The 22,138-nt window shown below is 62.0% G+C and carries 21 protein-coding genes, 1 tRNA gene and 1 pseudogene; 11 read left to right on the forward strand and 12 right to left on the reverse strand.

Translation table 11 applies throughout. From position 1 onward, the window contains the following. Positions 1 to 12 precede the first annotated feature (12 nt). Positions 13 to 885, forward strand: a complete 873-nt coding sequence (locus tag JJJ17_RS10205; RefSeq protein WP_200686053.1) for an NAD(P)H-binding protein — start codon at positions 13 to 15, stop codon at positions 883 to 885. A 4-nt stretch (positions 886 to 889) separates the two neighbouring features. Here JJJ17_RS10205 and JJJ17_RS10210 read toward each other — a convergent pair whose 3' ends face one another. The 3 genes from JJJ17_RS10210 to JJJ17_RS10220 form a co-directional block, all read right to left on the reverse strand. Then, positions 890 to 1,972 (reverse strand): YcjF family protein, encoded by a 1,083-nt coding sequence (locus JJJ17_RS10210; RefSeq protein WP_325168798.1) that lies wholly within the window; start codon positions 1,970 to 1,972, stop codon positions 890 to 892. After that, positions 1,969 to 3,339: a YcjX family GTP-binding protein gene (locus tag JJJ17_RS10215; RefSeq protein ID WP_200686054.1), complete on the reverse strand. Its 1,371-nt coding sequence runs from the start codon at positions 3,337 to 3,339 to the stop codon at positions 1,969 to 1,971. The genes JJJ17_RS10210 and JJJ17_RS10215 overlap by 4 nt, the downstream gene beginning before the upstream one ends. Positions 3,340 to 3,440: 101 nt before the next feature. Beyond that, positions 3,441 to 4,262 (reverse strand): DUF6635 family protein, encoded by an 822-nt coding sequence (locus JJJ17_RS10220; RefSeq protein WP_234464024.1) that lies wholly within the window; start codon positions 4,260 to 4,262, stop codon positions 3,441 to 3,443. A gap of 189 nt (positions 4,263 to 4,451) precedes the next feature. Here JJJ17_RS10220 and ileS point away from each other — a divergent pair, with 189 nt between their 5' ends. Continuing rightward, on the forward strand, positions 4,452 to 7,406 hold the full coding sequence (gene ileS, locus JJJ17_RS10225) for an isoleucine--tRNA ligase (protein WP_200686056.1): 2,955 nt from the start codon (positions 4,452 to 4,454) through the stop codon (positions 7,404 to 7,406). Positions 7,407 to 7,439: 33 nt separating this feature from the next. Here ileS and JJJ17_RS10230 read toward each other — a convergent pair whose 3' ends face one another. Genes JJJ17_RS10230 through JJJ17_RS10245 form a run of 4 tightly spaced genes read right to left on the reverse strand, consistent with a single transcriptional unit; the run spans position 7,440 to position 9,789 of the window. Continuing rightward, a complete protein-coding gene (locus JJJ17_RS10230) occupies positions 7,440 to 7,799 on the reverse strand; it encodes a hypothetical protein (RefSeq protein ID WP_200686057.1) in 360 nt (119 codons plus the stop codon). 60 nt (positions 7,800 to 7,859) lie between these two features. After that, on the reverse strand, positions 7,860 to 8,855 hold the full coding sequence (locus tag JJJ17_RS10235) for a hypothetical protein (RefSeq protein WP_200686059.1): 996 nt from the start codon (positions 8,853 to 8,855) through the stop codon (positions 7,860 to 7,862). 7 nt (positions 8,856 to 8,862) lie between these two features. Continuing rightward, positions 8,863 to 9,228, reverse strand: coding sequence for an arsenate reductase (glutaredoxin) (gene arsC / locus JJJ17_RS10240; protein WP_200686061.1), 366 nt, complete (start codon positions 9,226 to 9,228; stop codon positions 8,863 to 8,865). Positions 9,229 to 9,255: 27 nt separating this feature from the next. Next, entirely contained in the window at positions 9,256 to 9,789 is a 534-nt protein-coding gene (locus JJJ17_RS10245) for an Lrp/AsnC family transcriptional regulator (RefSeq protein WP_234464025.1), read from the reverse strand. Between the two features lie 81 nt (positions 9,790 to 9,870). Between JJJ17_RS10245 and JJJ17_RS10250 the strand changes: the two genes are divergently transcribed. Genes JJJ17_RS10250 through JJJ17_RS10270 form a run of 5 tightly spaced genes read left to right on the forward strand, consistent with a single transcriptional unit; the run spans position 9,871 to position 13,843 of the window. Continuing rightward, on the forward strand, positions 9,871 to 10,203 hold the full coding sequence (locus JJJ17_RS10250) for a DUF2849 domain-containing protein (RefSeq protein ID WP_200686063.1): 333 nt from the start codon (positions 9,871 to 9,873) through the stop codon (positions 10,201 to 10,203). Beyond that, a complete protein-coding gene (locus JJJ17_RS10255; protein ID WP_200686065.1) occupies positions 10,196 to 11,857 on the forward strand; it encodes a nitrite/sulfite reductase in 1,662 nt (553 codons plus the stop codon). The genes JJJ17_RS10250 and JJJ17_RS10255 overlap by 8 nt, the downstream gene beginning before the upstream one ends. Beyond that, positions 11,850 to 12,581 (forward strand): phosphoadenylyl-sulfate reductase, encoded by a 732-nt coding sequence (locus JJJ17_RS10260; RefSeq protein WP_200686067.1) that lies wholly within the window; start codon positions 11,850 to 11,852, stop codon positions 12,579 to 12,581. Before JJJ17_RS10255 ends, JJJ17_RS10260 begins: the two co-directional genes overlap by 8 nt. Next, positions 12,578 to 12,949: a DUF934 domain-containing protein gene (locus JJJ17_RS10265; RefSeq protein ID WP_200686069.1), complete on the forward strand. Its 372-nt coding sequence runs from the start codon at positions 12,578 to 12,580 to the stop codon at positions 12,947 to 12,949. The genes JJJ17_RS10260 and JJJ17_RS10265 overlap by 4 nt, the downstream gene beginning before the upstream one ends. A gap of 51 nt (positions 12,950 to 13,000) precedes the next feature. Continuing rightward, complete coding sequence (locus tag JJJ17_RS10270; RefSeq protein ID WP_200686071.1) at positions 13,001 to 13,843, forward strand: ferredoxin--NADP reductase; 843 nt, start codon at positions 13,001 to 13,003, stop codon at positions 13,841 to 13,843. A gap of 78 nt (positions 13,844 to 13,921) precedes the next feature. Here the strand turns inward: JJJ17_RS10270 and JJJ17_RS10275 are convergent, their stop codons facing one another. Next, complete coding sequence (locus JJJ17_RS10275) at positions 13,922 to 15,136, reverse strand: acyl-CoA dehydrogenase (protein WP_200686073.1); 1,215 nt, start codon at positions 15,134 to 15,136, stop codon at positions 13,922 to 13,924. Between the two features lie 129 nt (positions 15,137 to 15,265). After that, on the reverse strand, positions 15,266 to 16,042 hold the full coding sequence (locus JJJ17_RS10280; RefSeq protein ID WP_200686075.1) for a hypothetical protein: 777 nt from the start codon (positions 16,040 to 16,042) through the stop codon (positions 15,266 to 15,268). A 99-nt stretch (positions 16,043 to 16,141) separates the two neighbouring features. On the opposite strand from JJJ17_RS10280, the gene JJJ17_RS10285 reads away from it, so the two are divergent. Next, positions 16,142 to 17,479: an OmpA family protein gene (locus tag JJJ17_RS10285; protein WP_200686077.1), complete on the forward strand. Its 1,338-nt coding sequence runs from the start codon at positions 16,142 to 16,144 to the stop codon at positions 17,477 to 17,479. Between the two features lie 76 nt (positions 17,480 to 17,555). On the opposite strand, the gene JJJ17_RS10290 is transcribed toward JJJ17_RS10285, so the two are convergent. From JJJ17_RS10290 to rlmB, 3 genes are all read right to left on the reverse strand, one after another. Beyond that, complete coding sequence (locus JJJ17_RS10290; RefSeq protein ID WP_200686079.1) at positions 17,556 to 17,987, reverse strand: CoA-binding protein; 432 nt, start codon at positions 17,985 to 17,987, stop codon at positions 17,556 to 17,558. A 222-nt stretch (positions 17,988 to 18,209) separates the two neighbouring features. Next, positions 18,210 to 18,620, reverse strand: coding sequence for a YHS domain-containing (seleno)protein (locus JJJ17_RS10295; protein ID WP_200686081.1), 411 nt, complete (start codon positions 18,618 to 18,620; stop codon positions 18,210 to 18,212). An 88-nt stretch (positions 18,621 to 18,708) separates the two neighbouring features. Next, a complete protein-coding gene (gene rlmB, locus JJJ17_RS10300) occupies positions 18,709 to 19,512 on the reverse strand; it encodes a 23S rRNA (guanosine(2251)-2'-O)-methyltransferase RlmB (RefSeq protein ID WP_200686083.1) in 804 nt (267 codons plus the stop codon). Positions 19,513 to 19,633: 121 nt separating this feature from the next. On the opposite strand from rlmB, the gene JJJ17_RS10305 reads away from it, so the two are divergent. The 3 genes and pseudogenes from JJJ17_RS10305 (at position 19,634) to JJJ17_RS10315 (ending at position 22,111) form a co-directional block, all read left to right on the forward strand. Continuing rightward, a tRNA-Tyr gene (locus tag JJJ17_RS10305) sits at positions 19,634 to 19,717 on the forward strand. Positions 19,718 to 19,889: 172 nt separating this feature from the next. Beyond that, positions 19,890 to 21,065: pseudogene (locus JJJ17_RS10310) on the forward strand (IS3 family transposase); the annotation flags it as partial. Positions 21,066 to 21,346: 281 nt separating this feature from the next. Beyond that, a complete protein-coding gene (locus JJJ17_RS10315; protein ID WP_200686085.1) occupies positions 21,347 to 22,111 on the forward strand; it encodes a hypothetical protein in 765 nt (254 codons plus the stop codon). Positions 22,112 to 22,138 lie beyond the last annotated feature (27 nt).

Genomic DNA, 22,138 nt, shown 5'->3' on the forward strand with positions numbered 1-22,138 from the left:
GAGGTGTTTCCAATGTTCATTGCGACCGGAGCGACGGGCCAGCTTGGGCGGCTGGTCGTGGCGAAGTTGTTGGAGCTTGTCCCGGCCGCGCAGATCGGGGTCAGCGTGCGCAATGCCGGGGCGGCAGCCGATCTGACGGCGAGGGGTATCCGCGTCCGCGAGGCTGATTTTGACGACGCCGACGCGCTGCACCATGCGTTCGAGGGCGCGCGGCGGATTCTGTTGGTGTCGTCGAATGCCGCTGCGGTAGGCGGCGATTCACTGGCGCAGCATCGCAATGCCATCGAGGCGGCGAAGGCCGTGGGGGTAGAGCGTCTGCTTTACACCAGCCAGATGTCTTCTTCGCCGGATTCGCATTTCCCGCCGGGGCGCGATCATGCCGCGACCGAGGCGATGTTGGCCGAATCCGGGCTGAACTGGACGGCGCTGCGGCATGGTTTCTATGCGGGCAGCGCGCTGATGATGAACCGGGCGGGGTTCGAGGCGGGGATGCTGGTCGGGCCAGAGGATGGCAAGGTGGTCTGGACCGCGCATGAGGATCTGGCCGAGGCCGATACAAGGTTTCTGGCCGGGCTTCATCAGATCGACGGGCCGACGCCGCCGCTGACCGGGGCAGAGGCGCTGGATCTGTCGGATCTGGCGCGGATCGGCACCGAGGTTCTGGGCCGTGACATTGGCCGCCGGATCGTGAGTGAAGTGGAGATGGCCGGTGCCGCGCGGCAACGCGGTTTGCCGGAGCCGACCATAGAGATCACGCTGGGCTATTTCAGGGCCGCCAAGGCCGGTGAATTCGCGCAACCCGATCCGACTTTGCAGCAGATGTTGGGCCGGAAGCCGCAGGGGATGCGCGACTATATGGCGGCCAATCTGGTCGCTGCCGGGTAGCGCGTCAGGTCTTGTCGTCGTTGCCGAAGAGGCCTTTCAGACCGCGCGTCAGCAGGTTTCCGACCTTGGGGCGCGGCTGCGACAGGAAGGGCAGCGGGCGGCAGACCTCCATCGCGGCGATGCCGACGCGGGCAGTCAGGGCGCCGTTCACGATGCCCTCGCCAAAGCGGCGGCTGACCTTGGCCAGAACGCCGCCACCGGCGACGGTTTGCACCAGATCGTCGCCAGCGGCGACTGCGCCGGTGGCGATCAGGTGGGTGATGACCGTGCGCGCAAGGCGCCAGCCGCCCACCGCGCCCGCGCGGCCGCCATAGATTTCGGCCATACGGCGGATCATCCGCAGGTTCGCGGCCAGTGCTGCCGCCACATCGGCCAAAGCCAGCGGGATCAGCGCCGTTGCGGCGGCGACGGTGCGCGAGGCGGCCTCGATCTCGCGGCGGGCTTCCTGATCGAGGGGGGCCAGAAGCTCTGTCTCGGCCATAGTCAGCAGGGTGCGGGCGTCGAAAGTCTCGGCCCGGCGGTCGGTCAGGCGTTTGCGGTTCCATTCCAGCTCGGGGCGGCGATGGTAGAGCGCGAGAAGCTGGTCGGTGACCTCTCGGGCCTTGTCCATGCTGTCCTCGGTCAGCGCGGTTCCGGCCTTGCGCTGCATGGCGTCGATCTTGGCGAAGCGCGCCCATGCCCGGTATTCGCGCCATGCCATGCCAAGCGCGGCCAGCGTGAACAGCGCAAAAAGCGTGACCGCGATCCAGCCCAGAACCGGATAGCTGATCAGCAGCCGGTTGATATAGTCGAGCGCCGCGATACCCAGCAGAAAGGTGAACAACGCAACCCCGGAATTGATGAAGAAGGCCGTCAGCTTCGAGGGTTTCCGTCCGACCAGCCTTGTCACCATCTCCATCGTGCGCGGGCGCGGCAGGACGGCGCTGGCCATGTCGATGGGGGCGGCATCGGCGGGGTTGGGCTGGTCCGGGCGGTCGGCGAAGTCCTGATGCGGGGCTTGCCGGGGATCGGGCGCGTCGGGGGTGTCGATCTCGATCATCACCGGGCCGCGATTGGGGCCGCGTTTGCGGGGTGTCTCGTCACTCACAGGCGGTCTCCGATCAGGAATTCGGCGGCGCGGTCCAGCCGGATATGCGGCGGGCCGTCGCCGGGACGCGCGGTCATCGGGGCGGGGGCGAAGTTCATGATGGAATAATCGCCGTCGAGCCATTTTTCCGCCCCCTGCCGGGCCGGGTGCAGCAGTTCGGCGGGGTCGGCGGGCAATTCGCCGGGATAAAGCGCGGCCATGCGTCCGTCGATCAGGCGGCCACGAACGGCGGGCAGTTCCTCGCCATTCTGGCGGATCACATCCTCGGTCGTGGCGCGAAGGGCGGCGATGGCCATGGCCTCGGTCCGTGCGCCCGAGAAATCGGCGCGGTCGCGGGCCTCGCGCAGCATGGCCGAGGCGATGGCGGTCAGCCGGTTGTGCTGGACGTGGTTCAGGTGGTCGGCCTTGGTGGCCGCGAAGAGGATGCGTTCCACCCGGCGGGTGCCAAGAAGCTGCGCCAGCCAGCCTGCGCGACCGGGACGGAAGGCGGTCAGGATGTCGGCCATGGCGCGGCGCATGTCCTCGACCGCTTTCGGGCCTTGATGGATCGCGCCCAAGACATCGACCAGCACCACCTGCCGGTCGATCCGGGCGAAATGTTCGCGGAAGAAGGGTTTGACGACGCGGGATTTATAGGCGTCGAAGCGGCGGCGGAATTCCTTGTAGAGGCGGCTGTTTTGCAGATCGGCGGGCAGGGGCGCGAAGGTAAGCGCCGGAGAGCCTGCCATCTCGCCGGGGATCAGGAAGCGACCGGGGGTGCAATCGGACCAGCCTGCCTCGCGCGCTTCGTGGAGATGGGCGGTATAGACCTCGGCCAGCGTCTTGGCGGTCGGCTCGTCAAAGGGGGGCGCATCGGTCAGGGCGGCGAGGGCTGCCATGTATTCAGGCGCGCCGGGGCGGTCCTGCATGCGGTCAAGCACCTCGGCGGACCAGTCGGTGAAGTCACGCTCCATCAGGCGCAGATCAAGCAGCCATTCGCCGGGATAGTCCACGATGTCGAGATGCACGGTTTGCGGGCCGCGCCAGCCGGACAGGAGGCCTTGGCGTTCGATGCGAAGCGACAGGCGCAACTGGCTGACATGGCGGGTGCCATCGGGCCAGAAAGGGTCTGGGCCGGTCATGGCGGCGAGGAAGCGTTCATAATCAAAGCGCGGGACGGTATCGTCGGGCTGCGGTTGTAGCCATGCCGCCTTGAGGGTGCCATCGGCTGCGACGCGCAGGGCGTGCATACGGCCGCGGTCCATGAGATTGGCGACCAGAGAGGTGATGAACACCGTCTTGCCCGCCCGCGACAGGCCGGTCACGCCAAGCCGGATCACCGGATCGCCAAGGCCAATCCCTTGCATCAGATCGCTGCCGATACCCATTCACGCTCCGTCCGGTCAACTGCGCAACAGAACGCGCCGAGGGGAAGATAAGTTCGCATCCGGGAAATGTGTAGTGCAGAGCAGCGGTTAGCCCGTCAGCTTCAGCTTCGCATCGAGCGCCAGAGGATCACGGCGGCGTCGCTTAGATCGCCCAGTCGGGCAAGGATATGCTCTCGCTCCAGCCCGCCGCCTGCTGCTGCGCGGTCAAGGCGGTCCAGCATCCGCATCAGGCGACGACGATGGGTGCCGGTAATGGTTTGCAGCGGATCGGCCAGAACCCCCGCGAAGGTGGTCACAAGCGAGCCGATGACGGCAAGGATAACCCCGGTCAGGATCACTTCCCACGGGGACAGCTCGACCGGGAAGGCCCAATACCACATCCGCCCCATGCCGCTGCCAAGGGCGAAATCGCTGACGGCGGTGGAATGGGCGCGCATCTCGGCCAGCGGACCGGCAAGCGAGATGATGCCCGGCGTTGCCTGATGGAACAGCAGGAACCCGGCCAGCAGCACCACCAGAGAGGTGGCGATTTCCGAGACGGCGTTGCGGGTCTCGGCGTAGCTCGCGATCTGGTCGCGGATCAGGGCGGGAGGCGCATCGGGGCCAAGGCCCTTGGCCTGAAGATCGGCGATGAAGGCGGTCATGTCCTGCTGGATCTGTGTCGCCACATTGGATTGCAGGAAGATACGGCGGGACGACAGCCATGAAGCGGCCCGTTTCGCGCCCAGTTTGCCGAAAAGCAGCGCCAGCAGTCGGGTCAGCAGAAAGACCGGCGACAGCATCACGTTGACCGGCGCGCGGACCAGGTCCCAGCCAAGCGCCAGACGGTGCAGGCTCAGCGTCCCGCACAGGCCATAGCGGGCGCGGGTGAAGCGGGCGACCTCGGCCCGGCGTTGGGAAAGTCGGTCGGCTGGCGTCATCATGGGGCAAGACATAATCGGCCAGCGGGCGTTCGGCCAGAGGCAGGTTCCGCGCTTGCAGGCCAAGCGCCGCCTTTCTATAGAGGGCGGCATGGAATTTCTGGCGTTCGGCATACGAATTAGCATCCCGGTGGCGTAAGGTTTTACGCCGCCGGGTCACGCCTGCCTGAACCTGTCACGAAGGAAGCCCCGATGGCCGCCGAGAATAGCGCCGACGCCCCCGATTACCGCGATACCGTTTTCCTGCCCCAGACCGATTTTCCGATGCGTGCGGGCCTGCCGCAGCGCGAGCCGGAATGGCTGGCCCGGTGGGAGCGTATCGGGATCTATGACCGCCTGCGCGAACGCGCCGAGGGGCGCGCGCCGTTCATCCTGCATGACGGCCCTCCTTACGCGAATGGCCATCTGCATATCGGCCACGCGCTGAACAAGACCATCAAGGACATCATCGTGCGCAGCCATCAGATGATGGGTCGCGATGCGCGCTATGTCCCCGGCTGGGATTGCCACGGCCTGCCGATCGAGTGGAAGATCGAAGAGAAATACCGTTCCGAAGGCCGCGACAAGGACGCGGTGGATGTGGTCGAGTTCCGTCAGGAATGCCGCCGCTTCGCCGATGAATGGATCGACATCCAGCGCGAGGAATTCAAGCGCCTTGGCATCACCGGAAAATGGGACGACCCCTATCTGACGATGGATTTCCACGCCGAGGCGGTGATCGCGGCGGAATTCATGAAGCTACTGATGAACGGCGCGCTTTATCAGGGGTCGAAGCCGGTGATGTGGTCGCCGGTCGAAAAGACCGCGCTGGCCGAGGCCGAGGTGGAATATAAGGACCATACCAGCCATACGATCTGGGTGCGGTTCGGTATTCAGCGTCCTGTAGGCGAAATAAACGCCGACGGTCGGATCTATGAAGATATTCGCTGGACAGACGGTGCGTCTGTTGTCATCTGGACCACGACGCCCTGGACCATTCCACAGAACCGCGCGGTAGCTTACAATCCGAGCATCGCTTATGGCCTCTACGAGGTCGGAAATGTGGCTGAAAACGCGACTGCCAAGTCCGGAGAAAAACTAATTCTCGCAGATGCATTGGCGCAAGAGGTTATGACAGCCGCCAAGGTTGATGGCTTTACTCGTCTGCGTGATGTCGGCCACGACGAGTTAGTCGGCCTGACCCTTGCCCATCCGCTGCGTGGTGTCGAAGGTGGCGCGGGTGAATGGGACTATGATGTTCCCATGCTGCCCGGCGATCACGTCACCGATGATGCGGGCACCGGCTTTGTACATACCGCGCCCAGCCACGGTGATGACGACTATCAGTTTGGCCTGAAATTCAAGCTGCCGATGACCTATAACGTCGAGCCGGATGGCAGCTACCGTGCCGATCTGCCGATCTTTGGGGGCGAGGCGATCATTCAGCCCGATGGCAAGGATGGCCCGGCCAATGTCAGCGTCATCAAGCAGTTGGCCTATGCCGGCGCGCTGCTGGCCAAGGGCAAGATCAAGCACAGCTATCCGCATAGCTGGCGGTCGAAAGCGCCGCTGATCTATCGCAATACGCCGCAATGGTTTGCCGCGATCGATGCCAAACTGAACGACGGCATGGGCGAATATGGCGACACCATCCGCACCCGCGCGCTGACCAGCATCGACAAGCTGGTGAAATGGTGGCCTCAGTCGGGGCGGAACCGCATTCACTCGATGGTCGAGAACCGGCCCGATTGGGTGCTGTCGCGGCAGCGGGCATGGGGTGTGCCGCTGACCTGCTTCGTCAAGAAGGGTGCCAAGCCCACCGACCCGGACTTCCTGCTGCGCGATCAGCGGGTGAACGACAATATCATCGCAGCTTTCGAAGAGGGCGGGGCCGATGTCTGGTATCGCGACGGCTTCAAGGCGCAGGTGCTGGGCAATGTCGTGAACCCTGACGATTACGATCAGGTCATGGACGTGCTGGATGTCTGGTTCGATTCCGGCTCGACCCATTCCTTCGTGCTGCGCGACCGCGCCGATGGCGTGCCGGACGGCATCGCCGATGTCTATCTGGAAGGCACCGACCAGCATCGCGGCTGGTTCCAGTCCTCGCTGCTGCAAGCCTCGGCGACCAAGGGCCGCGCGCCTTATCGCAACGTGGTGACGCATGGTTTCACGCTGGACGAGAAGGGCATGAAAATGTCCAAATCGCTTGGCAATACCATCGTTCCGGCCAAGGTGATCGAACAATACGGCGCCGACATTCTGCGTCTCTGGGTGGCGCAGACCGATTATACCGCCGACCAGCGGATCGGGCCGGAAATCCTGAAAGGCACCGCCGACAGCTACCGCCGTTTGCGCAATACCCTGCGGTTCATGCTGGGCGCGCTTTCGGGTTTCGACGAGGCAGAGCGGGTCTCGCCCGCCGATATGCCCGAGTTGGAGCAATGGGTGCTGCACCGGCTGGCGCAACTGGATCATGCGGTGCGCAAGGGGTATGACCAGTTCGACTTTCAGGGCGTGTTCCAGACGCTATTCCAGTTCTGTACCGTCGATCTGTCGGCCTTCTATTTCGACATCCGCAAGGACAGCCTGTATTGCGACGCGCCGGGCAGCCTGACCCGCCGGTCGGCCCGGACGGTGCTGGATCTGGTGTTCCATCGTCTGGTGACATGGCTGGCCCCGATCCTGCCCTTCACGATGGAGGATGTCTGGCTGTCTCGCTTCCCGTCGCTGGACGACAGCGTGCATCTGCACGACTTCCCGGTGACGCCTGCCGATTGGCTGAACGAGCCTCTGGCCGCGAAATGGGACCATGTTCGCCGCGCCCGCCGCGTTGTGACCGCCGCGCTGGAGGTGAAGCGGAGCGACAAGACCATCGGTGCCAGTCTGGAGGCCGCGCCGGTCGTGCATGTCGAGGATGCCGAGATGCTCAAGGCGCTGAAATCGGTGCCGTTTGAGGATGTCTGCATCGTCTCGGACCTGCAACTGACCGCCGATCCGGCCCCGAACGAGGCGTTCCGCATGGCTGAACTTCCGGGCGTGGGCGTGGTGTTCGAACTGGCCGAGGGCGAGAAATGCCAGCGTTGCTGGAAAATCCTGCCCGATGTCGGCACGCATTCGCATCCGGGCGTCTGCGCCCGCTGTGACGCGGTGCTTAGCGGGGCGTGAAACCGGCCGGGCGCGGCTTTGGCTGCGCCCGAGCTAGGCCTGCTTGCGCCGCGTGGCCATTGCGCCCGCGCCAAGCGCGCCGATCCCGGCCCCGATCAGGGCGCAATTGATCAACGTGACGGCCAGCCCGCGATGATGCGAGGCGGCGATGGCGGTTGCGGCACGCTGGGCGTCGGTATTGCCCAGACGCGCCTCCATCATCGCGACCATGCTGGGCTCATCACAGTGGATCAGGATGGATTCGGCTGTCTGCTGGTCATTGGGATGGGTGTCGCGCACGACCTGTTCGCACTGGGCGCGCTCTTCCGCCGTCGCTTGCGGCGCCAGAAATTGGCGGTAGATGCCGAAGGCCAGAAGAACGATGCCGATCAGAAGATAAGCCGCAGGTTTCATGCTTGAATCCCCCTGTTACGCCGTAACCAGCGTAGCGGATTTTCGACTTTCGACAAAGGCTTATTCCAGCCACCACCCGTTCTTGCGCAGCACCTGCCGGATCGCCTTTTCCCGCGTCGGCAAGGGCTTGTCGCTGAACAGCGGGCGGATTTTGTCGCGCCCTTTTGTCTGATAGATCAGCTTCTTGGCGGGTTCCCATTCGCGCAGGCGGCGCTTGATCCGGTTCGGCGCGACCGCCGTTTCCAGCGTCTCCAGCACCTGTTCATTGTCGCGCGCATAGAGCAGGGGCAGTTTGCGGTAATGGCAGGTGATCGCACCATCAAGCCCGGCCAGTTCCGGCCCCGGACGACCGCCGCCGAAGCTGTGAATGACCAGAGGCAGGATGATCTGATCCAGCCACGGGTCAAGCGACTGACAGGCCAGTTCGACATGCGGCGCGGATTTCACCTCCAGCGCCCAATCCAGAAAGCGCCGCCCGAATTCAACGGGATCGGCGCCGAAGAACCAGCCCGCATTGAAGTAAAGATAACGCTCCCAATGTTCATCGGGTTGGGCAAGGTCCAGAGAGGACGGGAAATCCAGCCCGAAGCGGTCATAAAGCGATTTCCAGATGCCGCCATAGCCCGGCCCGTAAAGCGGCGGCTCGGGCCATGTCCCCTCGCGCCGCATCGAGGCAGAGGGGCGGTTGAAGTCGAAGGCGACCTGATCCAGCGGGCCGGTGATCAGCGTGTCGGTGTCGAAGAAGATGAAGGGTTCGCCTGCGGGCAGGGCCAGCAGCGCCTCGATCTTGTTGCCATAGGGATAGGCCGCGCCGAAATGCCTTGAGGTGAAAGGCAGGAGCTCCGCGCCGAGACCGATCAGCACCTCGCGCGTTTCCGGCGCGATGGCGATGTCGTGACCTTCCCACGCGGCCTCGGGCAGGGGTTCGGCCACGATCAGGCGGCCTTTCCAACCGGGCGCGGCATGGCGCAGGCTTGCCGCGAAGATGATCGCCTCGAACTCAAGCCTTCCCGCCTGAGCGACGATCATCACATTGGCGGGACAACCACCACTCATGTGCGCTTCACCGACCTTGTTCGGTGAGGAAATCGTGAATCCGCTCTTTCGGGCGGGTCAGTTCGCCGCCGTTCGGGCCGATGACCAAAGGACGCTCGATCAGCAGCGGGTGTGCTGCCATCGCCGCGATCAGCGCATCATCGGACAGGGTCGGATCGCCAAGCCCCAACTCGTCATAGGGTGTGTTGTTGCGGCGCAGCAGGCCGCGCGGGCCGGTGCCAAGCTGATCCAGCACACGGCGAATCTCTGCCTCGGTCGGCGGCTCTTTTTGATAGTCGCGCACCGTCAGCGAGACGCCGGATTCCTGCAACGCATTCAGAACATAGCGCGAAGTAGAGCACCTTGGATTGTGCCAGATGGTAAAGTCGGACATGCGGGCCTCTTGTCACCTGCCACAACGCTAGCGTGTGGATTCAGGGATGGGAAGCGCGCTTGTCGCCTTGATCTCCTCCATCGACAGCAGGGCGGTGACGTTGTGGATCTTCACCTCGTTGATCAGCGACTGATAGAAGCGATCATAGGCGCGGGCATTCCTGACCTGCACCTTCAGGATATAGTCGATATCCCCGGCAAGCCTGTGCGCCTCGACCACTTCCGGGCGGTCGCGCAGCGCCTTGAGAAAGCGTTTTGCCCAGTCCTTGTCATGTTCGCTGGTGCGGATCAGCACGAAGAAACAAGCCTCCAGCCCAAGCGCCTCGGGGTCCAGAATCGTGACCTGCTTGCGGATCACTCCGGCCTCGCGCAGCTTGCGGATTCGGTTCCATACCGGGGTCTTTGAGGCCCCTACCTGATCCGCGATCTGGTCCAGCGACAGGGTGGCATCCTCCTGCAGCAGGGAAAGGATTTTGCGGTCAACATCGTCCAACCGGACGGATGTTTGCGAGTCTGCCGGTTTTTCAGTATGTGGTTCCGCCATCGCCGCCTCTTGGGTCATTCCGTCCTTATTTCGGCGAAGGTATCGCAAAAATCCAGAACAATATTCTATATAGAGGACATCATAGGAGAGGTCCAACCCATGAGCAAAGCCTTCGCCCCCTCGGCCGCAAAACCCGGTGTCATCACCGCAAATGATCTGCGTGAGGGACACAATGTCTGGATGTGTGAGGATGGCTGGACCGCCGATCCCGCGCAGGCGACGTTGTTCGAAGACGAAGCGATTGCGGAACTGGCGCTGCTGAAGGCCATCGGTCAAAGCGGCATCGTCGTCGGCCCCTATGTGATCGAGGCCCGCCGTGGCCCCAATGGCCCCGAGCCCACGCATTTCCGCGAGGCGTTCCGTCAGCGCGGCCCCTCGAACTATTTCCACGGCATCCAGACCACCAAGCAAGCCGAGGCCAGCAATGTTTGACGTTCGTCCCGTCGATACCGAATATGTCCGCTACCGCGCGGCCCAGTTCCGTGCGCAGGTTGAACGTCGCCTTGACGGCAGCCTCACCGAGGATGAGTTTCGTCCGCTGCGGCTGATGAACGGCGTCTATTTACAGCTTCACGCCTATATGCTGCGGATCGCCATTCCTTACGGCACGATCAGCCCGGATCAGATGCGGATGCTGGCCCATCTGGCGCAGAATTACGACAAGGGCTACGGCCACTGGACCACCCGACAGAATATCCAGTTCAACTGGCCGAAGCTGGTGGAAATCCCCGATATGCTGGATCATCTGGCCTCGGTCGGGCTGCATGCGATCCAGACTTCGGGCAACACGATCCGCAACACCACGACGGATGCCTTTGCGGGCGCTGCCGCGGATGAATACATGGACCCGCGCCCCTATGCAGAGCTGATCCGGAGCTGGTCCACCGACCATGCCGAATTCCAGTTCCTGCCGCGCAAGTTCAAGATCGCCATTTCCGGCGCCAAACGCGACCGCGCCCTGGTTGCCGCCCATGACATCGGCCTGCGCCTGATCGAGCGTGACGGCCAGACCGGCTTCGAGGTTTGGGTTGGCGGCGGTCTTGGCCGGACGCCGATGATCGGCCAGGTGATCCGCGACTTCCTGCCGGAAGAGGATCTGCTGCCCTATCTGGAAGCGATCATCGAGACCTATAACCTCACCGGCCGCCGCGACAACAAATACAAGGCGCGGATCAAGATCACCGTGGCCGAGCGTGGTCTGGACGTGTTCAAGGCCGAGGTCGAGGAAGAGTTCATCCATCGCCGCCGCGATTTCACCGGCGTTGATCGTGACGCGCTGGACACCTTCCGCGCCCGCTTCACCCCGCCTGCCTTCCGCAATGCGGAAATCGGCGAGTATGAGGCAGAGCGTGCGAAGAACCCGGCCTTCCGTAGCTGGACCGATACCAACCTGCACCCGCACAAGGTCGATGGCTATGCCAGCGTCATTGTGACCTTCAAGGCTCCGGGTGCGACGCCGGGCGATGCCTCGCATGAACAGATGCGGCTGCTGGCCGATCTGGCGGAACAATATGGCCACAGCGATCTGCGCATCATCCACGATCAGAACGTGGCGCTGCCGCATGTCCACAAATCCGACCTGCCGGCGCTTTACGCGGCTTTGCGCGGGGCTGGCCTTGCCACTGCCAATGCCGGGCTGACCAGCGATATCATCGCCTGCCCCGGCATGGATTATTGCGCGCTGGCCACCGCCCGCTCGATCCCGATTGCGCAGGAGATCTCCGAGCATTTCCGCGAGGCCGGGCTGGAGCAGGAAATCGGCAAGCTGAACATCCGTATCTCGGGCTGCATCAATGCCTGCGGTCACCACCATCTGGGCCATATCGGGATCCTTGGTCTGGACCGCGCGGGCGTGGAGAATTACCAGATCACGCTGGGCGGTGACGGCTATGACATCCCCTCGATCGGCCAGCGCGCCGGTGCCGGTTTCCCGGCCGAGGAAGTCGTGCCCGCCATCGACCGCCTGCTGCGCGCCTATCTGGAGCTTCGCGAAGACCCGGCGGAACGGTTCATCGACGCCTATCGCCGCCTTGGCGCCGACCCGTTCAAGGCCGCGCTTTATCCGGCCGAGGCCGCCCATGCTTGATGAAGCGCTGGATGGTCGTGCCGCGCGCCTGAACGAACGGTATCGCCACCACGCGGCGACCGAGGTTCTGCGCCGCGCGGTCAGCGATCCCGATCTGGGTCGCGTCACGCTGGTATCGTCCTTCGGGGCGGAATCGGTGGTGCTGCTGCATATGGTCTCGGTCGTGGCGCCGGGTCTGCCGGTGCTGTTCATCGACACGCAGATGCTGTTTCCCGAAACGCTGGAATATCAGCGAGAGGTTTCGGCAAAGCTGGGCCTGACCAATGTGCAGGTGATCACCGCCAGCGAACAGGAAATCGCCCGGAACGACCCGGACGGCACCTTGCATAAATTCGACGCCAATGCCTGCTGCGATTTCCGCAAGACGGTGCCGCTGGAACGGGTTCTGTCGGGCTATGACGCGTGGATCACCGGGCGCAAGCGGTTCCAGAATGGCGAACGCGCCGCGCTGGAATTCTTTGAGCCGGAGCCGCCTGCACGCCTGCGCATCAACCCTTTGGCCCATTGGCGGTCCGAGGACGTGCAGGAATACATGATCGAGAACAAGCTGCCCCGGCATCCGCTGGTCGCCAAGGGCTATCCCTCGATTGGCTGCGCGCCCTGCACCTCGCCGGTCAAAGAGGGCGAGGATCCCCGTTCGGGCCGCTGGCGCGGTCAGGACAAATCCGAATGCGGCATTCACTTCATTGGCGGGCGCATGGTTCGCGGAAAGGTTTCGGCATGAGCGATCGCATTATCGTCCGCGACGACGGCTTTCACCCGCTGACCGAGGAAGCCCAGATCGTTCTGGCCCCCGACACCAAGACCGAGGAACTGGCGGATCATCTGCATCTCACGCTGATCGGCATCGACTTTCCCAGCTTCAGCGACGGGCGCGGCTTTTCGCTGGCCCGCCGCCTGCGCTCGCTGGGCTATACCGGCACGCTGCGGGCCGAGGGTCGGCTGATCGCGGATCAATATGCCATGGCCCGCCGCGTCGGCTTTGACGAAGTGTCGGTCGCCCCCGATATCGCAGAACGCCAACCCGAAGCGCAGTGGCTTGCCCGCGCCGACTGGCAGGCATGGGATCACCGCGCGCTGCATGCCGGCTGATGCCCCTTTCATCCGCCGGAACAATCGCCTAAAACGCTCAGGAATTTTCACATGACGCTGGATCTGCCCGTGGCCGAAGCCGCCCAAAAACCCGTGACCAAGACGCTTCCCGACGCCCAGACCGTGACCTCGGTGAAGCACTGGACCGACCGCCTGTTTTCGTTCCGGGTGTCGCGCCCGGCCTCGCTGCGCTTCCGCTCGGGCGAATTCGTGATGATCGGGCTGCTGGGCGACAATGGCAAACCGCTGCTGCGCGCCTATTCCATCGCCTCGCCCAACTGGGATGAAGAGCTTGAGTTCTATTCGATCAAGGTGCCGGATGGGCCTTTGACCTCGAAGCTGCAACATATCCAGCCGGGCGATGAGATCATCCTGCGTCCGAAGCCGGTCGGCACACTGGTCCTTGACGCGCTGCTGCCCGGTAAGCGGCTGTGGTTCCTAGCCACCGGCACCGGCCTTGCGCCCTTCGCCAGCCTGATGCGCGACCCGGAAACCTACGAGCGGTACGAGCAGGTCATCATGATGCACACCTGCCGCACGGCGGAAGAGCTGACTTATGGCCGCGAACTGGTCGAAAACCTGCGCCACGACCCGCTGCTGGGCGAGCTTTACGGCGAGGATTTCGCCAATCGTCTGCTGTATTACCCCACCACCACCCGCGAAGAAACGCCGCTGATGGGTCGGATCACCGACAACATGACCTCGGGCAAGGTGTTCCAGGATCTGAACCTGCCGCCGATGTCGCCTGAAACCGACCGCGCGATGATCTGCGGCAGTCTGGCCTTCAACATCGATGTGAAGGAAGTGCTGGAAGGGTTCGGCCTGAACGAGGGCGCAAACTCTGATCCGAAGGAATTCGTGGTCGAGAAGGCTTTCGTCGGCGACGGTATCTGACGCACCAATCGCGTTTGAGGAATGGAAAAGGGGCCGGGCGAAAGCCACGGCCCCTATTCATTGGCGAAATGCGGCGGCTTAAAAGAACGCCTGCAACCCGGTGATCGCGCGACCAAGGATCAGCGCGTGAACGTCATGCGTGCCTTCATAGGTATTTACCGTCTCAAGGTTCATCATGTGGCGGATCACCTGATATTCCTCGGAAATGCCGTTGCCGCCATGCATGTCCCGCGCCCAGCGGGCGATCTCCAGCGCCTTGCCGCAATTGTTGCGCTTGACGATCGAGATCATCTCGGGCGCGGCCTTGGCCTCGTCCAGCAGGCGACCGACGCGCAGGCTGCCTTGCAAACCAAGCGAGATCTCGGTCAGCATATTGGCCAGTTTGAGCTGATGCAGTTGCGTCTGCGCCAAGGGCTTGCCGAATTGCACCCGGTCCAGCCCGTATTGCCGCGCGGCATCTAGGCAGAATTCGGCAGCGCCAAGCGCGCCCCAACTGATCCCGTAACGCGCCCGGTTAAGGCAACCGAACGGCCCCTTCAGCCCCTCGACATTCGGCAGCAGCGCATCCTCGCCCACCTCGACGCCGTCCATGACGATTTCGCCGGTGATCGAGGCGCGAAGCGACAGCTTGCCGCCGATTTTCGGGGCTGACAGGCCCTTCATGCCCTTTTCCAGCACGAAGCCACGGATCTTGCCGCCATGCGCCTCGGACTTGGCCCAGACGACGAAGACATCGGCGATGGGCGAGTTCGAGATCCACATTTTTGACCCGTGAAGGCTGTAGCCGTCTGCGGTTTTGCGGGCCACGGTCTTCATGCCGCCGGGATCGGAACCGGCATCAGGCTCGGTCAGGCCGAAACAGCCGATCCATTCGCCCGAGGCGAGTTTGGGCAGATATTTCTGACGCTGCTCTTCGGAGCCATAGGCATAGATCGGATACATGACCAGCGAGGATTGCACCGACATCATGCTGCGATAACCCGAATCCACCCGCTCAACCTCGCGGGCGATCAGACCGTAAGCCACATAGGACGCGCCGATGCCGCCGTATTCTTCGGGCACGGTGACGCCCAGCAGGCCCATTTCGCCCATTTCGCGGAAGATGGCCGGGTCGGTTTCCTCGTCGCGGTAAGCGGCGATGACGCGGGGTTGCAGCTTGTCCTGCGCATAGGCGCGGGCGGCATCGCGCAACATCCGCTCTTCCTCGGTCAACTGATCCTCCAGCCGGAACGGGTCCTCCCAGTCGAAACGACCCAGATCCGGTGCGTCCTTCGGTTTCAGCGTGCCAGCCATGTCCATCCTCCTGTCATTTACCAATGTGTATGTCTGATGCGGATGAGTGGCAATCCGCGCGTTCACGGGGTGTTCACGCAGTGTTCGGGAACCTCGGCAAAGGCCGTCTGTTAGTGTGCTGATCAGATTTCACCGTGTAGGGGCAAAGGAGACCTCATGCGCCGGTTCATTCACAATAGCACAGCAATCGTGGCCTGCCTGTCGATTCTGGCGCCACAGCTTGCCGAAGCCCAGCTTATCGGGGCAGGGGCCGCCGGTCGCGCGCAAGAGCAGCGACCATTGGCGGACACTCCGCTGATCTTGGCTGAAAGCGGGGACGGCGGCTCGGTCATTCGTAAAAACCCTCAGCGCAATGCTGAGGAACAGCGGCCTCGCGAAGAGCGTGAACGCCAGCGTCCTCAACGGGCGCAGGAGGGCGAGCGTGGTGAGCGGGCCGAGCGTCGGCAGCAGCGTCAGCGCGCCGAGGATGCGGAGCGCGGCGAACGTGCAGAGCGTCGCGAAGAACGTCAACAAAATCAACAGCGCCAGCGCGCGCGCGCAAATGCCGAGCGTCCCGACCAGCCTGAGCGTGAACGGCGGCAAGAGCGTCCTCGTGCAGCAGAGCGTGAGAATGATCGCGAGCGGCCAGAGGCCGTGACGCGTCAGCGTAACGATGAAAGCCGCTTCCCGCGGGCCATTCAGGACCAGAATCGCGAGAACCGCCCTGCGCGTGCCGAGCGCCGCGAACGGCAGGCCGAAGAGCGCCGCCGTGACGAGGCGCAGGCTGAAGAACGCCGCGAGAACCGCGAAGAGCGCGCCGAGCGTCGTCAACAGCAGATAGAAGAGCGTCGTCGTGATGAGGCGCAGGCCGAACAGCGGCGTGAGAATCGCGAAGAACGTGCGGAACGCCGTGAGCGTCGAGAGCAATCGATCGAAGAGGCTTTGCGCCGCGAGCGCAATGACAGACCCCGGAACGGTCGGCTGGGGCTTGCCGATTCGGACGATGCCAGACAGCGCGGCAGAAATATGGCGGGTCTCAACGGGGTGCTGACCGAAGAGGTCGATCGCGGGTTGAATGATTCCGATCTGCGTTGCCTTTCGGGTGGCAGCTACCCTTGTGCCGATGGTGATCGGATGGTGACGCCGAGGGGGGTGGTTGTCGAACGCCGCCGCGATGGTGGTCTGATGCTGGCCGAAGGCAGGGATCAGATGTTCCGCGTTGCGCCGAACGGTCGGATGATCGCGCGTGCCGCAGAAGAAGGTAGCCGGGAAACCGATATTTCGCGGCAGGCCGCGCGTGAAACGCGTGCATCGGATCTGGCCGCCGCGCTGTTCGATGATCGCCGGGGTCAGCGTCGGGAAGAACGGATCACGCGGGAAAACAGCAGATCCTCATCCCAGGATTTCGCCACCAGCCTGCGCGATGCTCTTAACCGGGATGATCGTCGCCGCGACAATCGACGCGATGATGACGACGACGACAATGATTTGACCAAGGCCCTTCTTCTGGGGGCTGGTGCCTTGGCAGTCGGCGCCATGCTGAACAACAATCGTCAGGTTGCGCTAAGCTCACCCGACCGGGTGGTGGTGACACGCGCCGATGGTAGCCAAGAGGTCGTCAAGGACGAGGTCGCGCTGCTTCGCCAGCCCGGATCGACGGTGACCACCGAAGAATTCGACGACGGGTCGTCGCGTACCATTGTGACGCGCGAGGACGGCAGCAAGGTCGTCACCATTCGCGACGCCGATCTGCGGGTGTTGCGGCGAACGCTGATCTCGGCCGACGGCAGATCGACGCGGCTGATCGATGATACCGAGGCTGTCCAACCGGTCGATATCGCCACCCTTCCCGAGCCTGCACCGGTCTATCAGCCGAACACCTCGCTGGACGAACAGGCGCTGCGCGATGCGCTGAGCCGCGAGGCGGGGGTGGACCGGCGTTTCACCCTTGGTCAGGTCCGCAACATTCCCGAAGTGCGGGCTTTGGTTGCGCCGGTCAATCTTGACGCGATCACCTTTGACACCGGATCGGCAGCGATCAACCCGGATCAGGCGAAGCAATTGTCCACTTTGGGCGAGGTGATCGAGGAAGCTGTTGCGGCGAACCCGCAGGAGATTTTCATGATCGAAGGTCATACCGATACGGTTGGGTCCGACGTTGCCAATCTTGCGCTGTCGGATCGCCGTGCGGAATCGGTCGCACTGGCGCTGAGCGAATATTTCGACGTGCCGCCGGAAAACCTCGTCGTGCAGGGCTATGGCGAACAGTTTCCGCAAATCCGCGCCGAGGGCGATATCCGCGAAAACCGTCGGGCATCGGTGCGGCGCATCACTGACCTGCTGCAAAGCGCGCAGGCCGAATAGCCGCGGCGATGATGTACCAGAAAGGCCCCGGATTTCCGGGGCCTTTTGCTATCCGCTCATCAGATGTTGAAATTGCTTACAGGTGACGAGGAAATTCGATCTTGGGGCAGCGGTCCTGAATGACGGTGACGCCCTTCTGACGCGCTTTCTCTGCCGCCTCGTCGTCACGCACGCCCAATTGCGTCCAGACGGTCTGGAGATTGGGCAGGATATTAAGTGCCTCATCCACCACCGGCCCCACGGCATCCGAGCGCCGGAAGATATCGACCATGTCCACATCCTCGGCATTCGGGATGTCGGACAGGCTGGCATAGACGGTTTCGCCTAACAGGCTTTTGCCAGCCAGGCCCGGATTGACCGGGATCACGCGAAAACCTTGTGCCTGCAGATAGCGCGCCACACCCCAGCTGGGCCGCGATTCGCTGGCAGACATGCCGACGATCGCGATCACGCGTGCGGTTCGTGCAATTCGGGCGATATCATCATCTTCTTGGAGCTGAACATCCATCGCGAGACTCCCCTTCCTCGTCCTGAAGTTGTGCCTACCTGACATATAAAAGGCGCCCGGTCCAGAACTGGCCGGGCGCAAGTCGCGGAACGAGGGACAGTGATCTGAACATGACCGTTCCGGGGTCATGTTCTGAGAGGTAAATGGGCATCACCCGCATAAAGTTCCAGCACTGTCGCGATTTCGTGATTATGTCGACTGATTTCCCGCAAGTGATTGACCCTATTTCAGGCGTGCGAAGTTTTGTTCGGCACGGGCCAGAATTCCCTGCGGATCGCCGGTGAATTCCTGCAGCGCGGCGTCGGATCGCATCAGATAGACCCGATCCTCGAAAACGGTGAAATATTCGGGATCTCCCGGCTCGGCCCGGCCTGCGGCCAGCATTACCGGGCAAAGACCGTCGAACTCGGGCGCGAAGGATCGGGGATCGGATTCGAATCGCGCCCGGTTCTCTTCACTGGTGAAATGCCAGACCTGACCTTTCCATGTCGTCGCGATGTCGCTGCGCCCCGGCATGGCCCGTCCCGATTCGAGAAACCCGACCGCGTCATAGCCATCGACCGCCCAGTCGTCAGCGAACGACGGAAGCGCCGGCACGGCAAGCAACATCAGAGGCAGGATCAGTGGTTTCATGACAGTCTGTGTGATCGGATGCTTTTTAATTGGCAGCGCATCCGGCGATTCTCAACTTGCCGTCGTGTCATGTCGCACGGATGTGAACTCACGCCTGCGCCGCCGAATACAGCGCCACCGCCGCAGCATTCGACACATTCAGCGAACCGAAATCAGCCGCAAAGGGAATCCGCGCGACGTGATCGCAGGTCTTGAGCGTCAGATCCCGCATGCCGGGCCCCTCTGCGCCCAGCACCAGACAGACGGCGCGTCCTGACAGCTTAGCCATCAGCTCGGGCAAGGGCGCATCGCCCGTCCCATCGAGGCCAACCAGAATGAAGCCCATATGTTTCAATTGCGTCAGCGCTTCGGCGAGGTTCGGCACCCGCAGATAGGGTTGCCGCTCCAGCGCGCCCGAAGCGGTCTTCGCCAAGGCTCCGGTCTCTGGCGCGGAATGGCGGGCAGGGGCGATCACTGCGCGCGCCCCGAACACCTCGGCCGAGCGCAGGATGGCCCCGATGTTATGCGGATCGGTCACCCTGTCCAAGGCGACTAAAAGCGGGCGTGTCTCACCCGGAGCCTCGCGCAGGGCAACCTCGCTGAGACTTCCCCATTTCAGCGGCTTCACCTCAAGCGCGGCGCCTTGATGGACGCTGTCAGGCGACAGCGGGACCGTCTTGCCAAAGACCCGGGGGTCGGTGATCTCGGGCGTCATGCCATGCAGATCGCCCAACCGATCAACCGCGTTCTGGGTCACCACCAGCCGCAATTTCTCGCGCGCGGGATTTGCCAAGGCGTCGCGGACGGCATGAAGCCCGAACATCCAGACGGTTTCAGCCGCCGCGGCACGCCTGGCGCGTTCCTTGTCGATCACCCAGGTGGGTTTCTTCGGCTTTCCGGGTCGTTCGGACATCTGCAATTCCTTTTCCTGCGGTCCTTCATCGCGCGTTCCGGTCCTTTCGCGCAAGTCCCGGAAATCCGCTTGACGCCCTTCGGTCGTGCGGCTAATGACCCCCCACGCCGAGGCGTTCGGCGGGCGACGTGCTGCAAGGTGCGGCAGCGGACTGTAACTCCGCCGGGGAGACCCATGCCTGGTTCGATTCCAGGGTCGCCCACCATTTTCCCCTATATCAAGTGCTTAGATGCTCAAAACCCTTGGTGCGCCATACAGGTGAGCCATAATGCTGCATCTTACGGCCTATCTGAGTCGTTCACGGCACGGGGTTTTTACTTCCGTCGGCCTATCCCGGCTCAGCTTCATCCTGACCGGAAGCAAAGGAGTTCAAGCGGGATGCGTTCCGCCTTCCGCTCACCAGCGGCCTGACACGGGGTAGGTTGCGTCTGAATTTAGAGTTGGTCTTTCGACACCCGGCAAGCGGATACGGTCGATTTCCGATGAGACGAAGGTGCCTGACCGGCACGCCGATCTTCCGCACGAGAACGAACGGCTGCGCAAAGAGGACCGGGTTCTCAGGGACTTGCAAGGATCAGGAAACAGTGCTGGGGACTGTTTTCCCGCAGCAAGAGGGAGGTATTAAGAAAGGCGGCTCAGTTTTTTGCGGTTCATGGAGGGCTGGAACGCTATCGGTCCGATTGACAGAGCGACACCGTGAAGTTTCAGTTTATTGCCAGCTATCGGGGCAGTCTGGCGCACAGCTATTTATGTCGGCTGATGGGCTTTTAAGAGCGAGGGTTCCATGCGTGGCGGCACCGGCCTCCATCGCATCGTCAGCGGCGCGACGTGGTGCTCCTTTCCCATATTCGGGACCAGCATCGGTTGAGTCTGTACAGCTACGGCAGACCACGCATGGCCGAGGAGCTGAACGAATTGGGCCTGCGGGTCGGGCAGCGCCGCGCTGGCGGTTTGATGCGCCAGAACGTAGGCAAATCATCCGCAGCCGGAATTTCAGGTGCATGACGGACAGCAATCACAGCTTCAACATCGGGCCGAATCTGCTGAAGCAGGAATTTTCGGCGAGCGGGCCAAACCAGAAGTGGGCGGGTGAAATCACCTATGTCTGGACGAGGGGAGGTTGGGTCTATCTGGCCGTCATCATCGACCCGTTCTCAAGGCGCTTCATTGGCTGGGCCATCAGCAACCGCATGAAGCAGGATCAGGCGATCAGGGCGTCGAACATGGCGATCGCGCTGCGCAGCCCGCCATCTGGCTGCATTCACCACACAGATCGCGGCTCGCAATATTGCGCCCACGATTACCAGAAAGTCCTGCGCAGCTTTTGGTTCGTGGTGTCGATGAGTGGCAAGGGAAGCCGCTACGATAACTCAGCCGTCAAAAGCTTTTTCAAATCACTGAAAGCCGAGTTGGTCCGGCGGCGCGACTGGCACGCCCGCCGAGAGGTCGATATCGCCCTTTTCGAATACGCCAACGGCTTCTACAATCCGCGGCGCAGGCATTCAGCTTTGGGGTGGAAATCGCCCGTGGCCTTCGAACAGAAGGCCGCCTAACATGAGCACCCGACCGGAACGAAACCGGTGCAGGTCCACGTGCCGAAAGGAGCAATGTGAGGGTCTCATGGCGGGATCTTCCCGGTAACTCCATAATTCTTGAATATATTCTCTGGCAGTATAATCCAGTCACGAAAAGAGATGAATGGGTCTATACCGGCAGCGTTGATGATGGAACGTCGATGGATGATCTGGATAATAGCCCGAGAAAGTAGGGTAGAGTGGAGCGAAACAGAGAGCTTACTGCGGCGCATCTGATCGAGCGGGACCGAATGCGTCATATGAAAAGTGACGACGACGTTGTTCTTGCAATTAATAGGTTCGATCATTGGATAAAAAAACAGAATTTGAACTATGCTGACGCAGTGTCACAGATGCTTCATTTCATGCGGAATGGGATCCAGCAGGGTATGCAGATTCGCGATGCTCTGAATGATAGACTTGGAATATTGATCGATGAAATGATCGAAGATGCTGAAAAAGTTGATTCGAGAATTTTATACGCGGTGCGATACGTGGCAGAAAAATATCGCACGGATATTTTTCATGCATCAACGGAGCCCGAATTTATATATATGGGAAGGCTTATTGGCGCGACCGATTGGATATTTGGCGATGGAAAATATGCAATCGGCGTTGTTGCGGTTTATAACACAATATTTAATGAGGCATTTTCTAACAAGGTGAGTTATGCTTTTTCTCTGAGTAATGGGCTGGATATCAGTGAGCGGGAAGGAAATTCAGGGAGAGAGCTTTTCGATGTTGCCGTGATGAAAAATTATTACAATATATCCTATCACAATGACAATATGTCGGGTCGGATGGCCTGGGCGGAAGGTGAAGACATAGCTCTTGGGATATATAAGTTCATTCAGAGCCCGGAATCGAGGGGTTTGCTTTGTTCGCTCTTACCGCCAGCCGGGCTGCTTGAGGTCGATTGGTCTAAGCAGCAATGGGTTTTCGAGGCGCGGAATCGACAATGGTTAAATTACAAGCACCCTAGGGACCTTATCAGCTATTTTGACCAAATGGCTGCGACCAGTTAGGATGACCTATATGGGGTTCTGTCTTGT

It is taken from the genome of Paracoccus caeni (assembly GCF_016629665.1).
In the GTDB taxonomy this organism is placed as follows: Bacteria; Pseudomonadota; Alphaproteobacteria; order Rhodobacterales; family Rhodobacteraceae; genus Paracoccus; species Paracoccus caeni.